Source organism: Micromonospora sp. NBRC 107095, assembly GCF_030269705.1.
Lineage (GTDB): Bacteria > Actinomycetota > Actinomycetes > Mycobacteriales > Micromonosporaceae > Micromonospora > Micromonospora parva.
On the sequence record NZ_BSTU01000003.1, the window covers coordinates 169662 to 195297 of the forward strand.

23 protein-coding genes are annotated in these 25636 nt (G+C 73.8%); 10 read left to right on the forward strand and 13 right to left on the reverse strand.

Translation table 11 applies throughout. The annotated features are described in order from the left end of the window. Positions 1 to 47: 47 nt before the first annotated feature. From QSK15_RS17545 to QSK15_RS17580, 8 genes are all read right to left on the reverse strand, one after another. Positions 48 to 1307 (reverse strand): DNA polymerase IV, encoded by a 1260-nt coding sequence (locus QSK15_RS17545; RefSeq protein ID WP_279518170.1) that lies wholly within the window; start codon positions 1305 to 1307, stop codon positions 48 to 50. A 62-nt stretch (positions 1308 to 1369) separates the two neighbouring features. Then, the gene (locus QSK15_RS17550; protein WP_285795265.1) at positions 1370 to 2542 is read right to left on the reverse strand and encodes an alkaline phosphatase family protein; all 1173 of its coding nucleotides are present in this window, start codon (positions 2540 to 2542) and stop codon (positions 1370 to 1372) included. Next, complete coding sequence (locus QSK15_RS17555) at positions 2539 to 3306, reverse strand: methyltransferase domain-containing protein (RefSeq protein ID WP_285795266.1); 768 nt, start codon at positions 3304 to 3306, stop codon at positions 2539 to 2541. Before QSK15_RS17555 ends, QSK15_RS17550 begins: the two co-directional genes overlap by 4 nt. A gap of 75 nt (positions 3307 to 3381) precedes the next feature. Next, positions 3382 to 3558 carry a hypothetical protein gene (locus tag QSK15_RS17560; RefSeq protein WP_167337320.1) on the reverse strand — a complete coding sequence of 59 codons (177 nt, stop codon included), beginning with the start codon at positions 3556 to 3558 and terminating at the stop codon, positions 3382 to 3384. Between the two features lie 93 nt (positions 3559 to 3651). Beyond that, positions 3652 to 7035, reverse strand: a complete 3384-nt coding sequence (locus tag QSK15_RS17565; RefSeq protein WP_285795644.1) for an error-prone DNA polymerase — start codon at positions 7033 to 7035, stop codon at positions 3652 to 3654. A 234-nt stretch (positions 7036 to 7269) separates the two neighbouring features. Beyond that, positions 7270 to 8832: a DNA polymerase Y family protein gene (locus QSK15_RS17570; protein WP_285795267.1), complete on the reverse strand. Its 1563-nt coding sequence runs from the start codon at positions 8830 to 8832 to the stop codon at positions 7270 to 7272. Continuing rightward, positions 8829 to 9554 (reverse strand): DnaE2-dependent mutagenesis accessory factor ImuA', encoded by a 726-nt coding sequence (gene imuA' / locus QSK15_RS17575; protein ID WP_285795268.1) that lies wholly within the window; start codon positions 9552 to 9554, stop codon positions 8829 to 8831. Before imuA' ends, QSK15_RS17570 begins: the two co-directional genes overlap by 4 nt. 102 nt (positions 9555 to 9656) lie before the next feature. Next, positions 9657 to 10106 (reverse strand): SAV_6107 family HEPN domain-containing protein, encoded by a 450-nt coding sequence (locus QSK15_RS17580; protein ID WP_030334555.1) that lies wholly within the window; start codon positions 10104 to 10106, stop codon positions 9657 to 9659. Between the two features lie 445 nt (positions 10107 to 10551). Here QSK15_RS17580 and QSK15_RS17585 point away from each other — a divergent pair, with 445 nt between their 5' ends. Genes QSK15_RS17585 through QSK15_RS17610 form a run of 6 tightly spaced genes read left to right on the forward strand, consistent with a single transcriptional unit; the run spans position 10552 to position 15836 of the window. Further along, positions 10552 to 11040 (forward strand): YbaK/EbsC family protein, encoded by a 489-nt coding sequence (locus tag QSK15_RS17585; protein WP_285795269.1) that lies wholly within the window; start codon positions 10552 to 10554, stop codon positions 11038 to 11040. Continuing rightward, a complete protein-coding gene (locus tag QSK15_RS17590; protein ID WP_285795270.1) occupies positions 11037 to 11807 on the forward strand; it encodes a monooxygenase in 771 nt (256 codons plus the stop codon). Before QSK15_RS17585 ends, QSK15_RS17590 begins: the two co-directional genes overlap by 4 nt. Further along, positions 11804 to 12355, forward strand: a complete 552-nt coding sequence (locus tag QSK15_RS17595) for a GNAT family N-acetyltransferase (protein ID WP_285795271.1) — start codon at positions 11804 to 11806, stop codon at positions 12353 to 12355. Before QSK15_RS17590 ends, QSK15_RS17595 begins: the two co-directional genes overlap by 4 nt. After that, positions 12352 to 13212 carry a carotenoid biosynthesis protein gene (locus QSK15_RS17600; protein WP_285795272.1) on the forward strand — a complete coding sequence of 287 codons (861 nt, stop codon included), beginning with the start codon at positions 12352 to 12354 and terminating at the stop codon, positions 13210 to 13212. The genes QSK15_RS17595 and QSK15_RS17600 overlap by 4 nt, the downstream gene beginning before the upstream one ends. Then, complete coding sequence (locus QSK15_RS17605; protein WP_285795273.1) at positions 13209 to 14336, forward strand: glycosyltransferase family 2 protein; 1128 nt, start codon at positions 13209 to 13211, stop codon at positions 14334 to 14336. The genes QSK15_RS17600 and QSK15_RS17605 overlap by 4 nt, the downstream gene beginning before the upstream one ends. Positions 14337 to 14348: 12 nt before the next feature. Next, positions 14349 to 15836, forward strand: a complete 1488-nt coding sequence (locus QSK15_RS17610) for a phytoene desaturase family protein (RefSeq protein WP_285795274.1) — start codon at positions 14349 to 14351, stop codon at positions 15834 to 15836. Positions 15837 to 15968: 132 nt separating this feature from the next. Here QSK15_RS17610 and QSK15_RS17615 read toward each other — a convergent pair whose 3' ends face one another. Continuing rightward, the gene (locus QSK15_RS17615) at positions 15969 to 16658 is read right to left on the reverse strand and encodes a CDP-alcohol phosphatidyltransferase family protein (protein WP_279518159.1); all 690 of its coding nucleotides are present in this window, start codon (positions 16656 to 16658) and stop codon (positions 15969 to 15971) included. 44 nt (positions 16659 to 16702) lie between these two features. Continuing rightward, positions 16703 to 17620 carry a methylenetetrahydrofolate reductase [NAD(P)H] gene (metF, locus tag QSK15_RS17620; protein WP_030334570.1) on the reverse strand — a complete coding sequence of 306 codons (918 nt, stop codon included), beginning with the start codon at positions 17618 to 17620 and terminating at the stop codon, positions 16703 to 16705. Between the two features lie 395 nt (positions 17621 to 18015). Between metF and QSK15_RS17625 the strand changes: the two genes are divergently transcribed. Both QSK15_RS17625 and QSK15_RS17630 read left to right on the forward strand, forming a co-directional pair. After that, positions 18016 to 18396, forward strand: a complete 381-nt coding sequence (locus QSK15_RS17625; RefSeq protein WP_285795275.1) for a helix-turn-helix domain-containing protein — start codon at positions 18016 to 18018, stop codon at positions 18394 to 18396. A gap of 9 nt (positions 18397 to 18405) precedes the next feature. Further along, positions 18406 to 19488 (forward strand): polyprenyl synthetase family protein, encoded by a 1083-nt coding sequence (locus QSK15_RS17630; protein WP_285795276.1) that lies wholly within the window; start codon positions 18406 to 18408, stop codon positions 19486 to 19488. A 149-nt stretch (positions 19489 to 19637) separates the two neighbouring features. On the opposite strand, the gene QSK15_RS17635 is transcribed toward QSK15_RS17630, so the two are convergent. After that, positions 19638 to 20027: an Rv2175c family DNA-binding protein gene (locus QSK15_RS17635; protein WP_030337695.1), complete on the reverse strand. Its 390-nt coding sequence runs from the start codon at positions 20025 to 20027 to the stop codon at positions 19638 to 19640. A gap of 188 nt (positions 20028 to 20215) precedes the next feature. Between QSK15_RS17635 and pknB the strand changes: the two genes are divergently transcribed. Together pknB and QSK15_RS17645 are read left to right on the forward strand one after the other, a co-directional pair. Then, positions 20216 to 22204: a Stk1 family PASTA domain-containing Ser/Thr kinase gene (gene pknB, locus QSK15_RS17640; protein ID WP_285795277.1), complete on the forward strand. Its 1989-nt coding sequence runs from the start codon at positions 20216 to 20218 to the stop codon at positions 22202 to 22204. Then, complete coding sequence (locus QSK15_RS17645; RefSeq protein ID WP_285795278.1) at positions 22204 to 23070, forward strand: deoxyribonuclease IV; 867 nt, start codon at positions 22204 to 22206, stop codon at positions 23068 to 23070. Before pknB ends, QSK15_RS17645 begins: the two co-directional genes overlap by 1 nt. Before the next feature lie 112 nt (positions 23071 to 23182). Here QSK15_RS17645 and QSK15_RS17650 read toward each other — a convergent pair whose 3' ends face one another. Continuing rightward, the gene (locus QSK15_RS17650; protein ID WP_285795279.1) at positions 23183 to 24214 is read right to left on the reverse strand and encodes a threonine aldolase family protein; all 1032 of its coding nucleotides are present in this window, start codon (positions 24212 to 24214) and stop codon (positions 23183 to 23185) included. Then, positions 24207 to 25613: a class II 3-deoxy-7-phosphoheptulonate synthase gene (locus QSK15_RS17655; protein ID WP_279518152.1), complete on the reverse strand. Its 1407-nt coding sequence runs from the start codon at positions 25611 to 25613 to the stop codon at positions 24207 to 24209. The genes QSK15_RS17650 and QSK15_RS17655 overlap by 8 nt, the downstream gene beginning before the upstream one ends. Between the last annotated feature and the right edge of the window lie 23 nt (positions 25614 to 25636).

The following is a 25636-nucleotide window of genomic DNA, read 5'->3' on the forward strand; positions in this document are numbered from 1 at the left end:
TACCCGCAAGTCTACGAGGGGGGTCGCGCGTCGGAAAGCGGGACGACCTATGGGCGGGGTGGATTTTCGTTTCGACGGCGATCACGGTCGCCCATCAGACTGGCCGGACCTATGACGGACCGCCCGAAACGGGCAGCGGCGGCGTCCGCGGCAGCTTCCGCCTCGCGCCAGCCACGCTCGGGGGCGCCGAGGGTGAGTTGCCGGGGAGCGCCCTTCGCCGGGGCGAGTCCTTCCACCCGGACACCGACGAGTCGGATCCGCTCGCCCGGGTCCAGGGCCGTGTAGAGCGCCCAGACCGTGTCGAACATCTCACGGGCGGTGTCGGTGGGCACATCGAGGGTGCGGGATCGGCTGACGGTGCGGAAGTCGGCCAGCCGGACCTTGAGTGAGACGGTGCGCCCGACCTGGCCGGAGCCGCGTAACCGGACGCCGACCTTCGCGCTGAGCGCGAGCAACGCGCGGCGGATCTCCAACGGGTCGGCCACGTCGACGTCGAAGGTCACCTCGGCGCCGATCGACTTGTCGACGTGCTCGGGGCTGACCCCGCGCGGGTCGCGGCCCCAGGCCAACTCGTGCAGGTGCGACGCCGAGGCGGCACCGACGGCGCGACGGAGCATGCCCACCGGCGCCTCGGCGAGGTCGCCGACGGTGGCCAGGCCGAGCTTGCGCAGCGCCTCGGCGGCCCGCTCCCCCACCCCCCACAGCGCGTCCACCGGCAGCGGGTGCAGGAAGTCGAGCACCTGCCCCGGAGGCACGACCAGCAGGCCGTCCGGCTTGGCCCGGGTGGAACCCAACTTGGCCACGAACTTGGTCGGCGCCACCCCGACCGAGCAGGTCAGCGCCTGCTCGTCGGCGACCCGGCGACGGATCAGCCGGGCGATGGTGGCCGGCGAACCGAAGAGCCGACGGGCGCCGGTCACGTCGAGGAACGCCTCGTCGAGGGAGAGCGGCTCGACCAGCGGCGTGACGTCCCGGAAGATCTGCATGACGGCCCGGGAGGCGGCCGAGTACGCGGAGAAGTCCGGTGGCAGGTACACCGCGTGCGGGCAGCGGGCCCGGGCCTGGCTGGTCGGCATCGCGCTGCGTACGCCGTACCGGCGGGCCTCGTAGCTGGCCGAGCTGACCACCCCGCGCGGGCCGACGCCGCCGACGATCACCGGCCGGCCACGCAGCTCGGGGCGGCGGCGCACCTCGACCGCGGCGAAGAAGGCGTCCATGTCGACGTGCAGGATCGGGCTGGCGGAGTCGTCGGCGTCGGGCCCGAAGCGCGGATCGTCGCCCCGGGGCAACGACTGACTGCGGCCCATCCCGGCAGGTTAACCCGGGGGTACGACACCACCATCGGCCAGTGGGCCGAACCGCCCCCGGGTCAGCCCCGGACGACCAGCAACGGCACTGTCAGCTCGGCGGCAGTGTCCGACCCGTGGTAGGCCACCAACTTCGACGCCATCGGCCGCTCGGTACGGCTGGCCATGACCGCGTACGTGTCGTTGCAGGTCACCACCACGTCGCCGACACGGCCCAGGTGTTCCTCGGGCACCGGCCCGAACCAGCCGGTGGCCACCACCTCGTCGCGGGTGCGTACCCGGGCCGTGGCGCCCAGTACCGCCGACCAGGCGGCCAGCACGTCCTCGGTCGCGCCCGGCTCGGTGTGCAGGTAGCGGACCCGGGCCTCGCCGGCCACCAACCGCACACCGGCCCGCAGCCGCGGATCGGTGTCCAGGTCGAAGCGGTGCGCGGCGGGGATGTCGAGCTGCCCGTGGTCGGCGGTGACCAGCAGCGCCGCGTCCGGGGGCAGCCCGTCGACCAGCCGGGCGAGCAGGGCGTCCACCTCGGCGGCGGCGACCCGCCAGGGCTCCGAGTCGACGCCGTAGACGTGGCCGTAGCGGTCCAGGTCGGCGTGGTAACCGGAGACCAGGGTCGGCCCGGAGCCGGTGGCCAGCGCGGCCAGCATGGTGGCGGCCACCGCCTCCCCACCGGCGGCGCCCCGGAAGTCGCCACCCCGGTTGGCGGCGACTGTCAACCCGCTGCCGCCGAACTCCGGCCGACTCACCACTGTCGTCGTCACGCCGGCGGCGCGGGCCCGCTCCAACTGGGTGGGCACCGGCTGCCAGTGCAGCGGCGACGGATCGGCGGCCCAGTCGGTGTGGGTGAGCACCCGATCGGTGCCGGGCACCCGCACGGTGAAGCCGAGCACCCCGTGCGCGCCCGGCGCGACACCGGTGCCCAGCGACACCAGGCTGGTCGGGGTGGTGGACGGGAAACCGGCGATCAGCGGGCGGGCCACCGTCGCGGCGAGCCCGGCGAGCGTCGGCGCATACGGCGCCGCGGTCGGCAGCTGGTACCAGCCGAGCCCGTCGACCAGCAGTACGGCGATCCGGCGTACCCCGGCCAACGAGGGCACCAGCCCGAGCGGGTCGGCCGAGCCGGGCACCCCCAGCACTGCCAGCGCGCTGGGCAGCACGTCGGCGAGCCGGCCGCCGCCGTGCTGCGGCCCGAGGATCGCCAGCGGCGCCGGCACGTCACCGGCCTCGGCGGTCATGCCGGCCGGCGGGCGAACAGGTGCAGTTGGGCGGCCAGGTCCCGGTACGGCGACTGGGCGGCCAGCGCACGTTCCAGCTCGACCAGGGCTGCGGGCTGCCCGTCGGCGACCGCGGCCGGCAGCAGGTCGGCCAGCACGCGTACCCCGTGGATCTCCTCGACCACCAGCCCGGCGGCGCCGAGCAGCGCGGCGGCGCCCGGGGCGTCGTAGCGTCGGCGCAGCGTGTCGCGCGGCCCCGCGGTGCCGGCCGGATCGGCGGCCACCGTGGTGGCGACGTCCAGGTGCCCGTTCATCGCCCGGCCCAGCACGGCGGCGGCCCGGCCGGCCACCAGCACACTGGCCGCGCCGCCCGGGCGCAGCGCACTGGCCAGCGCGGCTACCACCGGCGTCGGGTCGTCGACAACCTCCAGTACGGCGTGGCAGAGCACCAGGTCGACGCCAGCCGGCTCGACCAGCCCGGCGAGGGCGTCGCCGTCGCCCTGCACCGCGACGATCCGGTCGGCCACCCCGGCCTCGGCGGCGCGGCGGGTGAGCGCGGCGAGCGCGTCGGGGCTGGCGTCGACGACGGTGACCCGATGCCCGGCGCGGGCCAGCGGGACGGCGAAACCGCCGGTGCCGCCGCCCACGTCCAGCACGGTGAGCTCGGCGTCGCCGCGCCGGTCCAGCTCGGCGCGGAGCACCGACCAGATCACGGCGGTGCGGGGTGTCAGCGGCGGCTCGGCGAACCGGCCTCGGGTCTGCTCCACCCGGCCGAGCCTAGTCACCCGGCCCGGTGGTGGCGCGGGCGTGTGGTGGGCGCGCCCACCACACGCCCGATCGGTGCGTGGTGCGGCGGTTGGTCAGGCCTCGGCGCCCTCAGTCTCGTCCTCCGCCCGGGACCGGCGCTCGTTGGCCACCGGACCGTTGGTCACCTCGTACTCGCGGGGGTCGGCGAGGTGCGACGGCACCCAGCCGTTGCCCAGTCGGGTCCGCCGGGCGTTGGCGATTCCACCGGTGTACGCGTGATTTCCCGTCACTGTCGTTCCCCCTCACGGATCACGGGCCGCTCTGCCCGCTCGGAACGAGTCTCCCGCTCGGCGGCTCGGGAAACCGTAATGTGGATCACTGGATCAGCGGAAGTCACGGGACGCGGGGCTCACCGGCGGCTCGATGGCGTCCAGCCGGTCGGCGACCAGGTTGGTCACCCCCTCGTGCCGCTGCAACCGCCCCCGGACCACCAGCGCGGCGCTGGTCCGCGCCACCCGGCGGTAGCGCTGCCACAGCCCCGGCGAACAGGTGACGTTGAGCATCCCCGTCTCGTCCTCCAGGTTGAGGAAGGTGACCCCACCCGCTGTCGCCGGGCGTTGCCGGTGGGTGACGATGCCACCGACCCGGATCCGTTGCCCCGGTTCCACCCGGCCGAGCCGGGCGATCGGCACCGCGCCGAGCACGTCGAGCTGCCCCCGGATGAACCGGGCCGGATGGCTCTCCGGCGACAATCCGGTGGCCCACACGTCGGCGACCAGCCGGTCCACCGCCTCCATCCCGGGCAGCGTGGGCGCAGCCGCGCCGGTCACCGTGCCGGGCAACCGACCCGGCCGGTCCTGGGCCGCCGCGCCGGCCGCCCACAGCGCCTCCCGTCGGGTCAGCCCGAAACAGGCGAAGGCGTCCGCGGTGGCCAACGCCTCCAACTGCGCGGCGGTGAGACCGAGCCGCCGGGCCAGGTCCGGCATGTCCCGGTACGGCCCACCGGCGACCCGTTCGGCCTCGATCCGTTCGGCCACGTCGGCGCCGAGGGTCCGCACGCTGGACAGGCCGAGCCGGACGGCGGGGCCGCCCAGCCCCCAGGCGTGCGGCGGCTCCCCCGGCCCGCTGCCCCACCGGGTCTCCGGGGTGGACTCCAGCACCGCCAACGCCGCACTGGCGTTGATGTCCGGACGGCGGACCTCCACCCCGTGCCGGCGGGCGTCGTCGACCAGGGTCTGCGGCGAGTAGAAGCCCATCGGCTGGGCGTTGAGCAGCGCGGCCAGGAACGGCGCCGGGTGGTAGCGCTTGAGCCAGGAACTGGCGTACACCAGGTAGGCGAAGCTCATCGCGTGGCTCTCCGGGAAGCCGTAACTGGCGAACGCGGTGAGCTTGCGGTAGACGTCGTCGGCCAATTCACCGGTGATGCCCCGCTCGGCCATCCCGGCGTAGAGCCGCTCGGCGATGCGGTTCATCCGCTCGACCGACCGTTTGGCGCCCATCGCCCGGCGCAACTGGTCGGCCTCGGCCGCGTCGAAGCCGGCCAGGTCGATGGCGAGCTGCATCAGCTGCTCCTGGAACAGCGGCACACCCAGGGTCTTCTCCAGCGCGTTACGCATCAGCGGGTGCGCGAAGGTCACCGGCTCCTGACCGTTCTTGCGCCGGATGAACGGGTGCACCGAGCCGCCCTGGATCGGGCCGGGCCGGATCAGCGCCACCTCAACCACCAGGTCGTAGAACTCGCGGGGCTTGAGCCGGGGCAGGGTGGCCATCTGGGCGCGGCTCTCCACCTGGAACACCCCGACCGAGTCGGCCCGGCAGAGCATGTCGTAGACCTCCGGGTCGTCCAGGGTCATGTCGCCCAGGTCGAGGCTCTCGCCGATCATGTCGTAGCCGTAGTGCAGGGCGGAGAGCATGCCCAGGCCGAGCAGGTCGAACTTGACCAGGCCCACCGCCGCGCAGTCGTCCTTGTCCCACTGCAGGACGCTGCGCCCGGGCATCCGCCCCCACTCCACCGGGCAGACCTCGATCACCGGCCGGTCGCAGATCACCATGCCACCGGAGTGGATGCCCAGGTGCCGTGGGAACGTCTGCAGCTCGTTGGCGTACTCCACCACCTGCTCGGGGATGTTCTCCACATCGACGGTGGCGACCGAGCCCCACCTGTCGATCTGCTTGCTCCAGGCGTCCTGCTGCCCCGGCGAGTAGCCGAAGGCCTTGGCCACGTCCCGCACCGCCGAGCGGGGCCGGTAGGAGATGACGTTGGCGACCTGGGCGGCGTGCTCCCGGCCGTAGCGGGTGTAGACGTGCTGGATCACCTCCTCCCGACGGTCGGACTCGATGTCCACGTCGATGTCCGGTGGGCCGTCGCGTTCCGGGGCGAGGAACCGCTCGAAGAGCAGCCGGTGTCGCACCGCGTCCACATTGGTGATCCGCAAGGCGTAGCAGACCGCCGAGTTGGCCGCCGAACCCCGGCCCTGGCAGTAGATGTCCTGGTCACGGCAGAACGTGACGATGTCGTAGACCACCAGGAAGTAGCCGGGGAACCCCAGCTCCTCGATCATGTTCAGTTCGTGGTCGAGTTGCGCGTACGCCGCCGGGTGCGCCTGCGGCGGCCCGTAGCGTTCGTGCGCCCCGTCAGCGGTGAGCTTGCGCAGCCAGCTCATCTCGGTGTGCCCCGGCGGCACCGGGTACGCCGGCAGCTGCGGCGCGACGAGCTGGAGGTCGAAGGCCAACTCGGCGCCGAACTCGGCGGCCCGCGCCACCGCCCCCGGGTACGCGGCGAACCGGGCCGCCATCTCCGCGCCGCTGCGCAGATGGGCGGTGGCCGCCGCGGGCAACCAGCCGTCGATCTCGTCCAGGCTGCGTCGGGCCCGCACCGCGGCGACGGTGGTGGCCAGCCGACGCCGGCCAGGGCTGGCGTAGTGCACGTTGTTGCTGGCCACCGTCGGTAGCCCGGCCGCGGCGGCCAGCTCGGCGAGCGCGTCGTTGCGGTCGGCGTCGACGGGGTGGCCGTGGTCGGTCAGCTCCACCGCCACCGTCTCCGCGCCGAAGAGCGCGGTCAGCCGGTCCAACTCGCGGGCCGCCGCGTCCACCCCCTCGGTGAGCAGCGCCCCCGGCACGTGCCCCTTGCGGCAGCCGGTCAGCACCAGCACGTGGTCCTTCAGTTCGGCGGCGACCTCTTCCAGCTCCCCGTAGACCGGGCGGCCCTTCTCCCCGCCGCGTAGCTGGGCGCGGGCGATGGTGGTCGCCAGCCGGGCGTACCCCTCGTGGCCGTGCGCGAGCACCAGCAGGTGCGCGCCGTGCGGGTCGGGCTCGCCGTTCTGCGGGCCGGGCAGGTCGAGGGACAACTCCGCGCCGAAGATGGTCGGCAGGCCCAGCATGCGGGCTGCCTCGGCGAAACGGACCACCCCGTAGAAGCCGTCGTGGTCGGTGACGGCGAGCGCGGTGAGCCCCAGCCGGGCCGCCTCCTCGGCCAACTCCTCCGGGTGACTGGCGCCGTCGAGGAAGCTGAAGTTGGTGTGCGCGTGCAGCTCCGCGTAGGGCACCACGCCGTCGGGGCGGGCCAGCTCCGGCGGCTGGTACTGCTCACGGCGGCGGCTCCAGGCCGGGGAGTCACCACCATCGGCGTCCACGGCGAGCGGGTCCACCACGTGCAGGTGCCGCTCACCTCTGCTCCCGCGGTTGCCACCTGCTCGGGTGTCACCGGCCCGGCCGGAGAGCACGCGTTCCAGCTCCGACCAGGGCATCTTCGGGTTATGAAAGCTCATCCGGCCGCTCCGGCCGCTCCGGCCGCGCTGCTCGGCCCGGTACTGCTCGGCCGAGGGACGCTGGGCGACCGGGTCGACGACGAACACGACGGCGGTCGTCCCGCCAGCGGCGAGAGGTGCGATGAGCGTGATGGCTCACAGGCATCAAGATGCCTGTGAGTCATCACGCTCATCAGGACATCTGCTCCCCGGCCAGCGCGGAGCCAGCCGACGCCGGGCAGGGATCGACCTGACTCAGTCATAGATCGCCTCCACCAACCACTGCCCCGACTCCACGGCCAGCAGCAGGGCAGCACCGTCGGCCAGGCTGACCTGGAACCGGGCCCGGCGGCGGGCCTCGGCCGGCGCCCACCAGCGCTCGTCCACCGGCCACGGCCCGGCCCAACCCACGATCTCCGCTGGCTGACCGGTGCCGACCACCAGTCGGGCGGGCGCAGCGCTCACCGCCAACCGCGCACTGATCACCACCGGCTCGCCAGCGGCGTCGTGCACGGTCGCGGCGAGCGGACGGGGCAGCACCACGGCGGGCGCAGGCGGCGGCAGCCGGCCCGGCCACGGCGGAGCTTCGGGCCGGGCCGGGAGTCGTTCGTCGCCCCACGGCACCAGTCGCACCTGGTCGGCCGGGGACCGCCCACCACCGAGCACCGCGGTGACCACGGCTTCCGGACCGAGGATGCCCTGCACCCGGCTCAACGCCCGGTGCGCGCGTTCCCGCTCCTCGCCGGTCTCCCCCCAGAGGCCGGCCTGCAGACCGGCCTGGGCGATCACCCCGTCCGGGACCAGTCGCAGCCGGATGATGCCGGCGGTCGGTCGGGCCGCGCGGGCACCGGCGCGGCCGTTGCTGCCGGAGAGCCACCCGTCGAGCTGCCAGCGCACCCGGTCGGCGATGGCCGCGGCGGTGAGCAGGCCATCGTGCCGCCACACCCGGTGCAGCTCCTGCCCGTGCTCGGTGACCGCCTCGATGCCGAGCCGGGTGCAGGCCAGCCCGTGCCCGGCCAGCCGCTCGTGCAGCTGCTCGGCCAACGCCCGGGCCACGAACGCCGCCGCGTCGACCCGGTCGATCGGCTCGTCGTGCTCCGAGGTCACCGTCAGGTCGGCCGGCGGCTGTCGGACGGCGAGTGGGCGGTGGTCCCGCCCGGCGGCCAGCCGATGGGCCAGCGCACCGTCGAACCCGAACCGGGCCAGCACGTCGCCGGCCGGTAACGCGGCGAAGTCGCCGAGGGTTCGTACCCCCAGCCGGCGCAGCAGGTCGGCCAGCGCCGACCGGCCGAGCGCCTCGACCGGCAACCCGGCCAGGAACTCCGGTGTCCCGCCCGGTGCCACCACCCGACCGGCGCGAGCGGCCAACCCGGCCGCGAACACCCCGTCGGCGATGCCGACCTGGCTCTCCACCAGGCACGACTGGGCCACGTGCTCGATGATCCGCTCGGCGGCCGTCTCCTCGCCGCCGAGGTAACGGCTCGGCCCCCGGGCGGCCACCGCGCAGGCACCCGGACGGACCACCTCGACCCCGGCGACCAGCTCCTCCACCGCGGCGACCACCGGCTCGAACGCCCGGGCATCCCGGCCGGGGTCGTACTCCACGACGGTGAGCTGCGGGCAGCGGCCCTGCGCCTCCCGCTTACGCAGCCCTCGACGCACCCCCTCGGCGCGGGCCCGCTCGGAGCAGGCGACCACCCGGTTGGCGTGCAACACGGCGACCGGGCCGGTCGCCGGCACCCCGTCGACGATCTCGGCGGCGAGCACCGGCCAGTCCGGGCACCACAGCAGCAGAGTTCGTGCCGGCGCGCCGGTCACCCCCGACCGACCAGGGCGAGTGACGCGGCCGACCGGCCCACGGGCGACGGCGGCGTACGAGGGATCACCCGGGTCAACTCATCGCCCGGCAGCCAGACCTTGATCTCCTTGGGTCGGGCGGCCGCCCCGCGCCCACGCGCCGAGACGGTGATCTCCCGGCGGCGCAACCGCCCCCGGCCCAGCCCGAGCCCCTCCCAGACTCCACGGACCACCTGCAACGTCACGTCCGCGCCGTCCCACCGGCCGTACGGGACGAGCACACTGCCGCGCTGCCGGGCCCGGGCGGCCAACCGGGCGGCGACGGAGGCGGAGACCGTCGCCGGCACTGTGGTGACCACGACGTCCACCCCGTCGATCAACGCGGCCACCACGGTGGCCCACTCCGGGCCGGGGTTCGGCACCAGGGCCAACCGGTCCAGGGCGATGCCCAACTCAGCGGCCGCGCCCGCACCGAACGTCGGCACTCCGACCACGGCACACCACGAGCCGGCCCGGGACGCCGCGGCGAGCAGGGCCAACATCAGTGAGGTGCCGCCGCTGCGGCTGGGCTGGCCGGCGGCGACCGCGATGGTGCTGCCCCGGCGCAGGCCCCGGTTGGGCAGCAGACCGGTCAACTCGGGCACCACCGGCAGCACCCGGTGGCCACCGACCGGGTCGGGTGCGCTCGCCGGGCGCACCAGATCGGCCAGCGCGGCGGAACCGACCACCATGCGGCCCGCCATTGGACCAACTCCCCCGTCGTTGCTGTGGATCAGATCAGGACCGGCACGCCGTGCCACCGGCCGCCCGGCTCCCCCCGCAGGGCGGCCGGTGGCACGACGGGATCAGGCGGCGAGGCCGTCCAGAGCCGGTTGGTGGGCCACGCCGAGCGCGGCTTCCACCACCGTGACGAACTGTTCGGCAGCGCGGAGCAGATCGTCGGCCTCCCGGGCGCTGACCACCCGGGGGATGCCGGCCTCGGCGGCGGCACGCTTGCTGGCCCCCGCTGCGAAGAACCGGGACCACTCGTCGAGCTCTGGAGCGACCGCGCAGAGGAGGACCCAGACGCTGGTGATCCGGTTGCGCCGACTCGGCGCGGGTCGGGCCCGGGCGGCGAGCAGGGCCGCCGCCGCGCGCAGGGCGGCCAGGTGGGCAGCCGCGTAGCGCAGGCCGTCAGGTCGGGTCTGGCCGGCCTCGACCAGCCCACGGCGGGCCAACATGAGGAGCTGGGCGGGGGTGCGATGCGGCAGCACGTGTGCCGGCACCGTCGGTGCCTGAGCCGGGTTGGTCGGCATGGGTGTCTCTCCTCCACGTGGCCGAGACGTCACTGCGGCGGCTGCTGCCACCGACGAGACGCCGAGGTCGGGTTGGTGCGGAGGAAGACGCACCGGGTGTGGCCGGCCGGGTGTGGATGCTTCCCCACACCACACCCGGCCGGCGGACCGGCGGGTGCGTCGCCCGCCGCCCGGGGGTCGTGGGCGGCGGGCGACGCTCCTGCCTGTTGGGACCAGGCTCGCGACTGCCCGGAACCCGGGTGCGGCCCGCGGAGCCGCACCGCCCGGAGGTGGCGCCGCGAAACGCCGCGCTCCGGCTGGTGTTGGAACGGGCGTTCGAGGCAATCGAACACTCGTTCTAACTGCTGCTGACAGTACACCTCCCCTCCGACGAAAATGCAACGTGTGACGCGCTGAGCGTGCCGGCCGGATGAACCCACCCCGGCGAACCGGGAAGAATGACGACATGCAGCCACACCCGAACGTACGAGCGGTGCAGGACGCGCTCACCGCCGCCGGCACGCGCGACGGCGCTGGCGAGCCCAGCCTGGTCCGCCTGCTGCCCGACGCGGTGCACACCGCCGCGGCGGCCGCCGAGGCGCTCGACGTCGAGGTCGGTCAGATCGCCAACTCCCTGATCTTCGACGCGGACGACACGCCGCTGCTCGTCCTCACCTCCGGCGCGCACCGGGTCGACACCGCCGGCCTGGCGGCATCGATCGGCGTCACCCGACTGCGCCGGGCCACCCCGGAGTTCGTGCGGGCCCACACCGGACAGCCGATCGGCGGGGTCGCCCCCCTCGGGCACCCGCACCCGCTGCGTACCCTGGTGGACACGGCGCTGGCGGCGTACCCGGAGATCTGGGCCGCGGGTGGCGTACCCCAGGCGGTCTTCCCGACCACCTACACCGAACTGCTGCGGGTCACCGCCGGCACCCCGGCCGAGGTGGCGTGAGCGAGCGGAGCGAGCGAACCAGCAGGCACAGCAGCGCGATCCCGGAGCTGGTCACGCTGCACGTGTGGCGGACCTCCCGCGGCGCGCTGCCCCGGGCGCTGACCCGGATGGCGCTGGACCCACGCCGGCTGCGCGGCCTTCCGGGCGCCCGGTTCGGCAAGCTGCTGGGCACCGGGACCGGCACCGACTTCGGGCCGGGGGACGCCGACCTGACCCGGTGGGCGGCGCTGACCGTCTGGGACTCCCCCGCCGCGGCGGCCGACTTCGACGACTCGTCGGTCGGACGGGCCTGGGCGCGCATCGCCCACGCCCAGGCCCGGATCGACCTGCGCCCACTGACCAGCCGGGGCGAGTGGTCCGGCCAGCGGCCGTTCGGTGACCCGTCGGGCGGCCGGGTCACCGGCCCGGTGCTGGCACTGACCCGGGCCCGGCTGCGGGCCCGCCGGGCCGCCACCTTCTGGCGGGCGATCCCGCCGGTGGCCGCCGCCCTGCGCGACGCGCCCGGGCTGCTGGCCCGGTTCGGGGTCGGCGAGGCACCGTTGGGCTGGCAGGGCACGGTGAGCGTGTGGCGTGACCCGACGGACCTGGTGGCGTTCGCGTACCGTCACCCGGAGCATCGGGCGGCGATCATGCGAACCCCCACCGCGGGCTGGTACGCCGAGGAGCTGTTCGCCCGGTTCGAGGTGCGCGACGTGGTCGGCGACCGGTCGGTGCTCGGGTGGGTCGCCGATGGCGGCCCGGAAACGGTGAAGGGTGGACGGGCATGAGGTTGGTGCGCTGGACGCCGGACGATCTCGTCCGGCGGCTGGACGACGTGGTGGCCGTCTACGGCGAGGCGATGGGATACCGCACCGACCTGCTGGAGGCCCGGCGCGGCTACATCGCCACCCACGTTCGCCGGCCGGGTTTCCGGGCGGTCGCCAGCCTGACCAGCGAGGGGCACCTCGCCGGCTTCGGCTACGGCTATCTGGGCGCCTCCGGTCAGTGGTGGCACGACCAGGTGCACCGCGCGCTGGACGCCCCGACCCGTACGCGCTGGCTCACCCACTGCTTCGAGGTGGTCGAGCTGCACGTCCGGCCACCGGCACAGGGGCACGGCCTGGGCACCGGTCAGCTGCGCGCCCTGCTCGGCATGGCGGAGGGCGACACCACGCTGCTGTCCACCCCGGAGGCTGACGAGCAGACCTCGCGGGCCTGGCGGTTGTACCGACGGTTCGGCTTCGTCGACGTGCTGCGCGACTTCCACTTCCCCGGCGACGAGCGGCCGTTCGGTGTGCTCGGTCGGGATCTGCCGCTCGACGCGCCGACCTCATGACCCGACGGATCTCCTGGACACTGCTCGCCGTCCTGGTGCTCGCCCAGATCTGCTACCCGCTCACCACCGGCGACACCCGGGCCGGGCTCACCGTGGCCACCGTCGTCCTCGGCTGGCTGCTCTCGGTCGGCCACGCGCTGCTCAGCCGGGGCCCACGGGTGGCGGTGGCGCTGGTCGCGGTGGCCACCGGCGGCGGGTTCGCGATCGAGGCGATCGGGGTGGCCACCGGTGTGCCGTTCGGCAGCTACGACTACTCCGGAGAGCTGGGCCCCAAGCTGGCCGGGGTGCCACTGATCATTCCGCTGGCCTGGACCTGGATGGCCTGGCCGGCGTGGCTGGCAGCGGTCCGACTGACCGGCGGCAACGCCGCAACGGCCGACGGCGGCAGCGGGCCGGCGGTGGGTCGACGGGTGGGGCGGATCGCGCTGGCCACCGTGGGGCTGGCCGCCTGGGACCTCTTCCTGGACCCGCAGATGGTGGCCGAGGGCTACTGGGTGTGGCGCGACGCCACCCCGGCGTTGCCCGGCCTGGCCGGCATCCCGCTCAGCAACTACCTGGGCTGGCTGCTCTTCGCGGTGCTGATGATGAGCGCGCTGCGCCCGCTGGCCGGGCCGGCCGCCGCGCACACCGATCGGCGGGACCACCCGATGGTCGCGCTGTACCTGTGGACGTACTTCTCCAGCATCCTGGCCCACGCGGTCTTCCTCGACCTGCCCGCGTCGGCGCTCTGGGGCGCCGCCGGCATGGCGGTGACCGCCGTACCGCTGGCGGTGACAGTGCTGCGCGCCCGTCGCGGGCGCGGCACGGACCACGTAGACCACCAGCCACACCGCCCCGGCGTCGACGCGACCCGATGACCGTCCTGCTCGCCCTGCTGATCGCCGTCGCCGCGTTGACCGGACACACCTGGCTCAACGCCGCCCGGTGGCTGCGCCGGCCCACCGACCGGCCCGACGCCGTCGACGAGCCGGTGGCCGTGCTGCTGCCGCTGCGCGACGAGGCCACCCGGGTCACACCCTGCCTGCGTGCCCTGCTCGCCCAACGCGGCGTACCCGGGCTGCGCATCGTGGTCCTCGACGACGGGTCCACCGACGGCACCGCCGACGTGGTCCGCGCGGTGGTCGGCGACGACCCCCGGGTCACGCTGCTCAGCGGCGTCGCCCCGCCACCGGGCTGGCTGGGCAAGCCGCACGCCTGCTGGCAGTTGGCCACCCGGGCCGACCCGGACGCCACCGCGCTGGTCTTCGTCGACGCCGACGTGGTGCTCGCCCCGCACGCCGTGGCGGCGGCCGTCACCGAGTTGCGCGCCGCCCGCGCGACGTTGCTGTCGCCGTACCCCCGGATCGTGGTGGCGACGGCGGCCGACCGGTTGGTGCAGCCGCTGCTGCAGTGGCTCTGGCTCACCTTCCTGCCGCTGCGCGCGATGGAACGCTCGCCGCGGCCGTCGCTGGCCGCGGCGGGCGGGCAGTTCCTGGTGGTGGACCGGGCCGGCTACACCGCCGCCGGCGGGCACGCCGCGGTCGCCGACAAGATCCTGGAGGACGTCGAGCTGGGCCGGGCGGTCAAGCGGGCCGGCGGGCGGATCGCCCTGGCCGACGGCTCCCGGCTGGCCACCTGCCGGATGTACGACGACTGGCCGCAACTGCGCGACGGGTACTCGAAGTCGCTCTGGGCGTCGTTCGGGCACCCGGGCGCGGCGGCCGCCGTGGTGGCGGCGCTGCTGCTGCTCTACACCGCCCCGCCGCTGATCGCGCTGACGGGCGTGGTGGCCGGCGCGCCGACGGTGGCCGCCGTGGGCCTGGTCGGGTACGTGCTCGGGGTGGCCGGGCGGGTGCTCACCGCCCGCGCGACAGGTGGCCGATGGTGGCCCGACGCGCTCGCACACCCCGTGTCGGTCGTGGTCCTCGGTTGGCTGACGCTGCGGTCGTACCATCTGCGGAAGCGGCGCCGCCTGACCTGGCGGGGTCGCCCGGTCACTTAGGGAGGGCGCGGCATGGCGCGGATCGTGGTCGTCGGCGCCGGGGTGGGTGGCCTCGCCACCGCCGCCCGGCTGGCCGCCACCGGACATCAGGTGACCGTCTTCGAGCGGGCCGACACGGTCGGCGGCAAGCTCGGCCGGTACGCGCACGACACCCCGGCCGGATCGTTCCACTTCGACACCGGGCCGAGCCTGCTCACCCTGCCCGAGGTGTTCCACGACCTGTTCGAGGCGACCGGGGCGAAGCTCGACGAGTACCTGGACCTGGTCCCGTTGGACCCGATCGTCCGGCACGTCTTCCCCGGTGGCGGCCCGACATTGGACTCCTGCGCCGACCCGGTGGAGTTCACCGCCCGGATCGGGGCCGCCTTCGGTGACCGGGCGGCGGCCGACTGGCAGCGGCTGTGGCGCCGGGCGGCGCGGGTGTGGAACGCCTCCTCGCGGGACATCCTGCGCCGTACCGTCGACTCCCCCCGCGACCTCGCGTCGCTGGCCTGGCGCGTCGGCGACCTGGCCGCCATCGCCCCGGGCCGCACCCTGCGCGGCCTGGGCCGCCGGCACCTGTCCGACCCGCGGCTGCGGATGCTGCTGGACCGGTACGCCACCTACACCGGCGCCGACCCACGTCGGGCACCCGCGGCGCTGGTCGCGGTCCCCTACGCCGAGTTGGCCTTCGGTGGCTGGTACCTGCGCGGCGGGCTGGGCACGCTCGCCGACGCGCTGCTGACCCGCTGCCTGGACCTCGGCGTGGTCGTGCAGACCGACGCCACTGTCACCCGGATCGACGCCACCGGCGGCAGGGTGCACGGGGTACGCCTCGCCGGCGTCACCGCCCCGGTGCCCGCCGACGTGGTGGTGGCCAACGTGGACGCGATCACCGTCTACCGTGACCTGCTGCCGCACCCGGGTCGACTGGCCGCGCTGACCGACCGCAGCCTCGCCGGTTTCGTGCTGCTGCTCGGCGTATCCGGCAGCACCGGGCTGGCCCACCACAACGTCTTCTTCCCCGACGACTACGACGCCGAGTTCGACGCGGTCTTCGGTGACCCCGGGCGCGGCGTCCGGGCCCGGCCGGCGGCCGACCCGACGGTGTTCGTCACGGTGGCCGACGACCCGATGGTCCGGCCAGCCGGACACGAGGCGTGGTTCGTGCTGGTCAACGCCGCTCGGCAGGGCACCGCGGCGGGAGCTGTCGACTGGCGACGTCCGGGGCTGGCCGACGCGTACGCCGACCGGATCCTGGACGTGCTGGCGCGGCGCGGTGTGGACGTCCGCGACCGGTTGCTGTTCCGTGAGGTCCGTACCCCCGCCGACCTGGACGCGGCGACCGGCGCGCCCGGTGGCTCGATCTACGGCACCGCCGGTGGGCTGCTCCGCCCGGCCAATCGGGGCCCGGCGAACGGGCTGTGGCTGGTGGGTGGCTCCACCCACCCGGGCGGCGGGTTGCCGATGGTGACCCTCTCCGCGCAGATCGTCGCCGACGAGATCGGCCCCGCCTGGTAGACCCGGCACCGTCAGCCGACGCCCGTCTCCAGCCGGCGTCGAGCAGGGCTGGCTCGCCCGCTCAGCCAGCGTCGAGCGAGCCGTGCCCAGGTCGAGCGAGCCGTGCCCGGCGTGCCTGCCTGGCTGCGCCGGTCAACCGGCGTCGAGCAGGGCGCGACGGATGCTGGAGAGCAGTTGCCCCAGGCCGAACCCGGCGAGCAGCACCCAGACCGCTGTCGCCATGGTGATGGTGCCGGCGGCCAGGTCCGGCTCGATCAGCCCGGCCAACCCGGCGACCAGCAAGCCGGCCAGCGCCACCGAGACCCGGGTGGGGCGTTCGCCCACTGTCACCGCGCCGATCTCCCGCATACCGGCGGCGACCGCCCGCGCCCGGACGTACTCGTGCAGCCAGGACAGCGCGCCGCCCGCGACGACCAGCCCACCCGGTGCGCCCACCAGCCAGAACGCCAGCAGCCACGCCACCTCACCGAGCCGGTCGGCGACCGAGTCGTAGACGTAACCCAGCCGGGTGGTGCGGCCGGTGGCGACCGCCACCGCACCGTCCACGCTGTCCGCCACGGCGGCGAGCAGCACGAACAGCGCACCGAGGAACGGCCCGTCCCCCGGCCGGCTCACCAGCAACGGTACGCAGAAGCAGAGCAGCACCCCGGCCACGGTGACCGCGGTGGGGCTGACCCGCAGCCGACCCAGCACATATCCGACGTGGTACGCGAATCGCAGCCAGGCACGCACCACCGGCGCCGCGACCCGAGGGTCGAAGCCGCCGTGCAGCCGCGCCCACGCCGTGGCGTACTGATCCCAGTTCAGCTGTGTGCCCACCACGGATCAACCGTCGCGCCGGGCAACAGGTGTCGCAGGCGCAGCGTTCACACGCGCGCGCCGGCTTTCAGGTTCTGCCAGACCTCGCGGGTCGCCGTGGACCGGTTGAGGGTGATGAAGTGAATTCCCGGCACGCCCTCGTCCAGCAGCCGGCGGCACATCTCGCTGGCCTGCTCGATGCCGAGCCGGCGGACGGCGTCCGGGTCGTCGGCGACGCGCTCGAAGCGGGCCGCCAACGCCGGCGGGAACGGCGCACCGGACAGCTGCACGGACCGTTCGATGGTGCCGATCTGAGTCACCGGCATCACCCCGGCCAGGATCGGGGTGTCACAGCCGGCGGCGGCCACCCGGTCACGTAACCGCAGGTAGTCGTCGGCGTCGAAGAACATCTGGGTGATCGCGAACTCCGCGCCGGCCCGACACTTGCGGACGAACTGGGCGGTGTCGCTGGCCACGTCGGGCGAGCGCGGGTGCTTGTACGGGAAGGCCGCCACGCCGACGCTGAAGTCGCCGGCGTCCCGCACCAACCGGACCAGGTCCTCGGCGTAGTCCACCCCCTCGGGGTGGCGGATCCACTCGCCGCTCGGGTTGCCCGGAGGGTCGCCCCGAACGGCCAGCACGTTGCGCACCCCCACCCCGGCGAGCCGGCCGACCACGTGCCGCAGCTCGGCGACGGAGTGGTTGACCGCGGTCAGGTGGGCCATCGGCAGCAGCGTGGTCTCGGTGGCGATCCGCTCGGTCACCGCCACGGTGGTGTCCCGGGTCGAGCCGCCCGCACCGTACGTGATCGACACGAACGACGGGCGCAACGACTCCAGCTCGCGGATGGCCTGCCAGAGCAGCAGCTCCCCCGCCTCGGTCTTGGGCGGGAAGAACTCGAACGAGAAGGTCGGCTGGTGCTCACGGATGAGCTCCCCGATCGCCGGCTGCGGATTGGGGAGTGTCGAGGGGAGACCGAGCGCCACGCCCCGACTCTAGCGGTCGACGCCAACAGGACCCAGGCCCTTCCCATCCAGCGGCCGACGCCGCCCGGTCCGCCCGACCCGGTGGCCGGCGTCACCCGGGCGCTCCCACCTGGTTGGCGACGCCTGATCCGGACCGAGCCGACAGGGTGGCGCACCGCACCGCGCCGCGCCGAGGCGACGGCGGCGGCGCATTGCGCGCCCGGGCGGTGGCTCACTGTGCGCCGGGGCAGCGGGCGGAAAGGCGTCGTACCTCCGGGGTAGAAAGGGGCGGTGCGGGAGGGGCGGCGGGGGTGGCCCCGGGGTCCCGTGCGGGGGTCAGCAACCGAGCGGTGACGCCGGTCCCGTCCGGTCGGGCGGGTCGGGCGCCACCGCACCGACGCCCGCCAGGAGGACCCATGATCCCGCCCGCCTCGCCGCGCTGCACGCAGCTCGGGCCGCTGCTGGCCCGGTGCCGACTGGCCCGGGGCTGGAGCCAGCAGCGAGCCGCCGCCGAGTTGTGCGCCGCCGCCGGGGTGCCGACGCTGAGTCGGCACGAGATCTCCCGGTGGGAGCGCCAGCGTCGTGTGCCGGGCGGGTTCTGGCTCGGCTGGCTCGCCGTCGTCCTGGACGTGCCGCTGGTGGCGCTCGCCGAGGCCGCCGCGGCCACCCGCCGGGCCGGCTCGACGCGGGCCACCGGGCCGGGACGCGCCACGCCGCGCGGCGTACGACCGGCTGGGCGAACGGGTCCCGGCCGCACCACGCGTGGCGGTGGAGCACGAACGATGACGACCGGCTAGCGTCGGGGCGTGACCCACGCTGCTCCTGTCTCCCCCGTCGACCGCAACGGCCTGCGGGAGCGGGTCGACAAGGCTCTCACCGAGTTCCTGGCCGGCCAACGTGTCCGGCTCGTCGCCGTGGACGACGCGCTGATTCCGGTGGCCGAGGCGATCGAGGCGTTCGTGCTCGGTGGCGGCAAGCGGCTGCGTCCGGCATTCGCGTACTGGGGGTTCCGGGGGGCCGGCGGGGTGGACAGCGACCAGGTGATCACCGCCCTGGCCGCGCTGGAGTTCGTCCAGGCCAGCGCCCTGATTCACGACGACCTGATGGACCGTTCCGACACCCGGCGCGGCGAGCCCGCGGTCCACCGACGGTTCGCCACCCGGCACCGCGAGGCCGGCTGGGGCGGCGACCCGGACGGTTTCGGCGACGCCGCGGCCATCCTGCTCGGTGACCTCTGCCTGGTCTGGTCCGATGAGCTGCTGCACTCCGCGGGCCTGGACCTGTGGGCGTTGGCCCGGGCCCGGCCGGTCTTCGACGAGATGCGCACCGAGGTCACCGTCGGGCAGTATCTCGACGTGCTGACGCAGGCCACCGGGGACACCTCGGTGCAACGGGCCAGCAAGGTCGCTCGGTTCAAGTCCGCGAAATACACCGTCGAACGCCCGATGCTGCTCGGGGCCGCGCTGGCCGACGCGCCCGAGGACGTGCGGGCGGCCTACTCGGCGTACGGGCTGCCGTTGGGTGAGGCGTTTCAGCTCCGCGACGACGTGCTGGGGGTTTTCGGTGACCCGGCGCTGACCGGCAAGCCGGCCGGGGACGATCTGCGCGAGGGCAAGCGCACCTATCTGGTGGCGGCGGCGGTGGAGGCCACCGACGACGCCGGCCGCAAGGTGCTGCTCGGCCGGCTCGGCGACCAGGAGCTGGACGAGCAGGGGGTGACCCGAATCCGCGAGGTGATCTCGGGGAGCGGGGCACTGGCCCGCACCGAACAGCGGATCGCCACGCTCACCGACGCCGCGCTGACCGCGCTGACCGCCGTCGACCTCGACACCGAGGCCCGCCAGGCCCTGGTCGACCTGGCCATAGCCGCAACCCGCCGCACCGACTAACCCCACCCCGGCCCCCTCCCCCACCTGGTCCCCGTACCCCCGGCGTTGATCATGAAGTTATTGCCACGACACGCCGAGCGGGCTGGCAATAACTTCATGATCAACCGAGGCCGGACGGGGCCGGGTGGGACAGGGTGGGACGGGGTGGGTTAGAAGCCTTGGGCTTGGGCTCGGCGTTTTACCTCGCGGGCCTGGTCGCCGGAGAGGGCGGCGGCCGGGGTGGAGCCGGGCAGAGTGTCGTCCGGCTCGTAGAGCCAACGCAGGGCGGCCTCGTCGTCGTAGCCGTTGTCGGCGAGCAGGTTGAGCACGCCGGGCAGGTGCTTGAGCACGGTCTGGTTGGCAACCAGGTCCGCCGGGATGCGGCGGACGCCGTCGCGGCGGACCGCCAACAGCTCACGGTCACGGATCATCTGGTGCACCTTGCTGATCGACACGTCGAGGCGTTCCGCGACGTCGGGCAGGGTCAACCAGCCGGCCGGGTCGGTGGGTCCGGCGAGCTCCAGGCCGGGCGCGGCCTGATCGGGTACGGGTTCGGTCACCCGACCACCCTGCCACGCCGCCGCCGCGACGAGCCACCGGCACCCCGGGCGACCCGTCGGCACCCGCTCTCGCGATCGCCCCTGACCAGCGAATAAGGGGCACACAGCGCGGCCGGACGGCCCAGGCCGGCGTACGGCTGTAGCATCCTGTTCATCCTTAGCCCCCTGGACACATAGACTCCCTGCCGATGGACACTCAGGTCGCCGACACGTTGCTGGGCTCGCTGATCGACGGGCGCTACCGCATTCGCGGTCGCGTGGCCCGTGGTGGCATGGCGACCGTGTACACCGCCACCGACGAGCGCCTTGAGCGCACCGTCGCTGTCAAGATCATTCACCCGACCCAGGCGAGCGAGGCGCGGGCCCGGATCGCCAACTTCGTGGCCCGGTTCACCGACGAGGCGAAGACGATCGCCCGGCTGACCCACCCGAACGTGGTCGCGGTCTACGACCAGGGCACCCACGCCGGTCTGCCGTACCTGGTGATGGAGTACGTCCGTGGCCGCACGCTGCGTGACGTGCTGGCCGAGCGCCGCCGACTCAACCCGGACGAGGCGCTGGCCATCACCGAGCAGATGCTCGCCGCGATCGCCGCCGCGCACCGGGCGGGCCTCGTGCACCGCGACGTCAAACCGGAGAACGTGCTGGTCGCGGAGGCGCCCACCGGTGGCGTCGCCAACCTGGTCGACAGCGTCGTGAAGGTGGCCGACTTCGGGTTGGCCCGGGCGGTCGAGGCGAGCGCCGACGAGGAGCAGGGCAACCAACTGATGGCCACCGTGGCGTACGTCGCCCCGGAGCTGGTCACCGAGGGCCGCGCCGATCCGCGCACCGACGTCTACTCGGCCGGCATCGTGCTGTTCGAGATGCTCACCGGCCGGGTGCCGTACGACGGGGACCGCCCGGTGGACGTCGCCTGGCAGCACGTCGACCGGGACGTGCCGGCGCCCTCGACGCTGGTGCCGGGCCTGCCGTCGGTCCTCGACGACCTGGTGCAGCGGGCCACTCGGCGTGACCCCGGCGCCCGACCCGCGGACGCCGGCGCACTGCTGGCCGAGGTGCAGGTTGCCCGGGATCGGCTGGGCGACGCCAACAGCCACACCGCCGTGCTCCGCCCGGTCAGCGACCAACCGTTGCTCTCCCAGCCGACCATGATGGTCGCGACGGTCCAGCCGCCCAACCGCCCGTCCTGGGCACGGCTGCCCGAGGGGGCCAGCAGTCAGGGGCCGGGTCGGCGGCGGGCCGCCCCGGAGCCCGCCGAGGGCCTGGGCGCCCGGCTCGCCGCGCTGCGCACCACGGTGCTGAACCATCCGCGTGGCCGACTGGCCGTCGCGGCCGTGGTGGTGACGCTGGGGCTGGTGGCCGCGATCGGTGGTTGGTGGTTCGGCGTCGGGCGCTACACGGACGCTCCGCAGTTGGTGAGCCTGAGCAAGGCTGAAGCGCAGGCGCAGGCCGACCGTGCCGGGCTCGTCCTCCAGTACGCCGAGCCGCGCTTCGACGAGAAGGCCCCGAAGGACAGCGTGCTGGGGCAGGACCCGGCGTCCGCAACCAAGATCGTCAAGGGTGGCACGATCACCCTGACCCTCTCGCTGGGCCCGGAGCGTTTCCCCGTACCGGACGTGATCGGCAAGGAGTTCGAGCTCGCCGAGGCGGACCTGCTCAACGCGAAGCTGGTGGTGGCCAAGGGCACCCCCCGATACGACGACAGCCTGCCAGCCGGCGTCGTGGTGGAGAGCTCCCCCAAGGTGGGCGCCGAGGTCAAGCCAGGGACGAAGGTCACCCTCATTCTGAGCCGGGGCAGGGCGCCGGTGACGGTGCCGAACCTGGTCGGCAAGAGCCTGACCGAGGCCCGGACGACCCTGGCCCAGCTCAACCTGGTGCTGGTGGAGAACTACAAGGACTCCGACAAGCCGAGGGACGAGATCCTCGGGCAGAGCCCGGCCGATGGCGCCGGCGTGGAGAAGGGCACCCAGGTCAAGTTGGACGTCAGCAAGGGGCCACCGCTGGTCGCCATGCCGCGGGTGGTGGATCTGCCCTGCCAGCAGGCCAAGCAGGCGTTGGAGGGCCAGGGCTTCCCGGTGACGGTGGCGATCAACCCGAACGCCGTGGTCCGGATCCAGATCCCGGGCGAGAACCAGCAGGTGGCTCCGGGCACCCCGGTCACCCTGACGTGCTTCTGATGCCGACGATCTCGCGGCCGGTGGGCACGCACACTCCGACCTCGGGTGGGCTGGCGAAGGCTGCCCTGCCGTACGCCGACGTGACGGGTGCGCAGGTGGTGCAGGTCTACGTCTCCAATTCGCGGGGCTGGGCGCTGCCCAACGGCGACCCCGTGCAGGACGCCCTGTTCCGGGACGGTTGCGCCGAGCGGGGCATTCCCGCGTTCATCCACGCCGCGCTCCTGGTCAATCTCGGCTCGCCTACCCCGGCGACCGTGGAGAAGTCGGCCCAGACACTGGCGCACGCGCTGCGTCGGGGGGTGGCGATCGGCGCGCGCGGGGTGGTGTTCCACGCGGGCAGTTCGGTGGACGAGGGGCACGCCGAGGCGGCGATGCGACAGGTTCGCGAGGTGTTGCTGCCGTTGCTCGACTGGACCGCCGACGCTGGCGGGCCGATGTTGCTGGTCGAGCCGAGCGCGGGTGGAGGCCGGTCACTCGCCTCCCGGGTGGAGCAGCTCGGGCCCTACCTGGACGCGGTGGACCGGCACCCCATGCTCGGAGTCTGCTTCGACACCTGCCACGCCTGGGCGGCCGGCCATGACCTGGCGGCCGAGGGAGGCATGACGGCGACCCTGGACACCCTGGTGGCCACTGTCGGTGCGGACCGGCTGCGGCTGGTCCACGCCAACGACTCGAAGGATCTGTGCGGTTCCACCCGGGATCGGCACGAGAACATCGGCAAGGGCACCATCGGTGAGCCGGCCTTCGCCGAGCTGATGGCGCACCCGGCCACCGCCGGCGTCCCGACCGTCGTGGAAACCCCCAGCGAGAAGCATGTCGGCCACGCCGCCGACATCACCACCCTCACCCGCCTGACCCACCAGTGACCCCACCGGGAACCCCACCTGGTTGATCAAGAGGTGTGCGTCATCCGGAGGCTGGAATCTGACGCAAACCTCTTGATCACCGAGGTGAGCGGGGTGAGGGGGTGGGTGGGGGTCAGGCGTTGGCCAGGATGCGGGGTAGGACCGCGAGGGCGCGGTCGATGTCCGCGTCGCTGACGCCCAGGTGGGTGACCAGGCGGGCGGTACGGGGGCCGAGCACCGAGATGAGGACGCCCTCGGCCCGCGCCGCGGCAGCCAGAGCCCGCGCGTCCAGAGTGTGCTTGGTGAGGTCCAGCGCGACCAGGTTGGTACGGACCGTCGCGGCCAGCACACCGAACGGCGCGACCGCCTCGGCGAGCCGGGCCGCCTTCGCGTGGTCGTCGGCCAGCCGGTCGATGTGCTGCGCGAGCGCGTACCGACCGGCGGCGGCGAGGACGCCGGCCTGGCGCATGCCACCGCCCATCCGCTTACGGATCGTCCGAGCACGCTCGATCTTGTCGGCGCTGCCCACCACCAACGAGCCGACCGGCGCGCCGAGACCCTTGGAGAGGCACACCGACAACGTGTCGAAGAGCCGGCCGTACTCGATCAGCGGCACCCCGTCGGCGACGTGCGCGTGCCAGATCCGGGCGCCGTCGCAGTGCAGCGCGACACCCGCCTCGTCGGCGACCCCGCGCAGATCCCGCAGAGTCGCCAGCGGAATCACCCCACCGCCGCCCCGATTGTGGGTCTGCTCGACGGCGATCGCACGGGTGGGAACGGCGAAGTAGCCGTCCGGCCGGATCATCCCGGCCACCACCTCCGGGTCGATGTCCGCGCCCACCGCGGGCCAGGTCCGCGAGGAGATCCCGCCGTACGCGGCCGCGGCACCGATCTCGTACGTGACCACGTGCGCGTCGGCGTCGCAGAGCAACTCGTCGCCGGGCGACACCAGCAGTTGCAGGGCGATCTGGTTCGCCATCGACCCGCTCGGGGCGAACAGCGCAGCCTCGTGCCCGAACAACGCGGCGACCTCGGCTTCGAGGGCGTTGACGCTCGGGTCCTCGCCGTAGACGTCGTCACCGACCTCGGCGGTGGCCATCGCCTCCCGCATCCCGGCGGTGGGTCGGGTCACCGTGTCGGACCGCAGATCAACAAGGTCAGCCACGCAACATCTCCGCTACCAGGAAGGCCAACTCCAACGACTGCTGGGTGTTCAGTCGCGGGTCGCAGGCGGTTTCGTACCGGTCGGGCAGGTCGAGGTCCTCGATGCCCTGGGCGCCACCGAGGCACTCGGTGACGTCCTCGCCGGTCAACTCGACGTGCAGGCCACCGGGGTGGGTCTCCAGCCCTCGGTGCACCTCGAAGTAGCCGAGCACCTCGTCGACGATGCGGTCGAAGTGCCGGGTCTTGTAGCCGTTCGACGACTCGTGCGTGTTGCCGTGCATCGGGTCGCACTGCCAGACCACCTTGGCCCCGGCGGCGGTGACCTTGGCGACGATCGGCGGCAGCGCGTCACGTACCCGGTGGTTGCCCATCCGGCTGATCAGGGTGAGCCGGCCCGGGATGTTGTCCGGGTTGAGCTTCTCGCACAGCTCGATCGCCTCGTCCGGGGACGTGGTCGGGCCGAGCTTGACCCCGATCGGGTTGGCGATCCGGGAGATGAAGTCGATGTGCGCCCCGTTGATCTGCCGGGTGCGCTCGCCGATCCAGAGGAAGTGCCCGGAGAGCCCGTAGGCCCGCCGGTCGGAGACCCGGGTGAGCGCGCGGTCGTACTCCAGGGCGAGGGCCTCGTGGGAGCAGTAGAGCGTGACGGTGCGCAGCGCCTCGTCGTCGGTCATGCCGCAGGCCCGGATGAAGGCCAGCGCCCGGTCGATCTCCCGGGCGATCGCCTCGTAACGCTCCCCCGCCGGGGAGTTCTTCACGAAGCCCTTGTTCCAGTCGTGCACGGCGTGCAGGTCGGCGAGCCCGCCGGCGAGGTACGCCCGGAGCATGTTCATCGCCGCCGCCGAGTTGGCGTACGCCCGGATCATGCGCTGCGGGTCGGCGACCCGGGCGGCCGGGTCGGCCTCCAGCGAGTTGATCATGTCGCCGCGGTACGCGGGCAAGCCACGGGCGTCGGTCGGCAGTGAGCGGGGCTTCGTGTACTGCCCGGCGACCCGGGCGACCTTGACCACCGGCAGTGACGCGCCGTAGGTGAGCACGATCGCCATCTGGAGCAGGGTGCGGGCGTTGGCCAGCAGGTGGCTCTCGGTGTTGTCGACGAACGTCTCGGCGCAGTCACCGCCCTGCAACAGGAACGCCTTGCCCTCGCAGACCAGGGCCAGCTTCTGCCGGAGCTGGTCCACCTCGTAGGGCGCGACGACCGACGGCACGGTGTCGAGGACCTTGCAGACGGCGGCGACGGCGCTCGGGTCGGACCACGGCGGGACCTGCTCGCGGGGCAGTTCCCGCCATCGGTCCAGGCCGAGCGCGGCGTCCTCGGCGGAGTCGACTGTCGGTCGGCTGGTCTGCAGGCCCGGGCTGCCCACCGCGGGATGGCTCAGCTGATGCCACTCATGGCGCATGACAGAAAGCGTACGGCGACCGT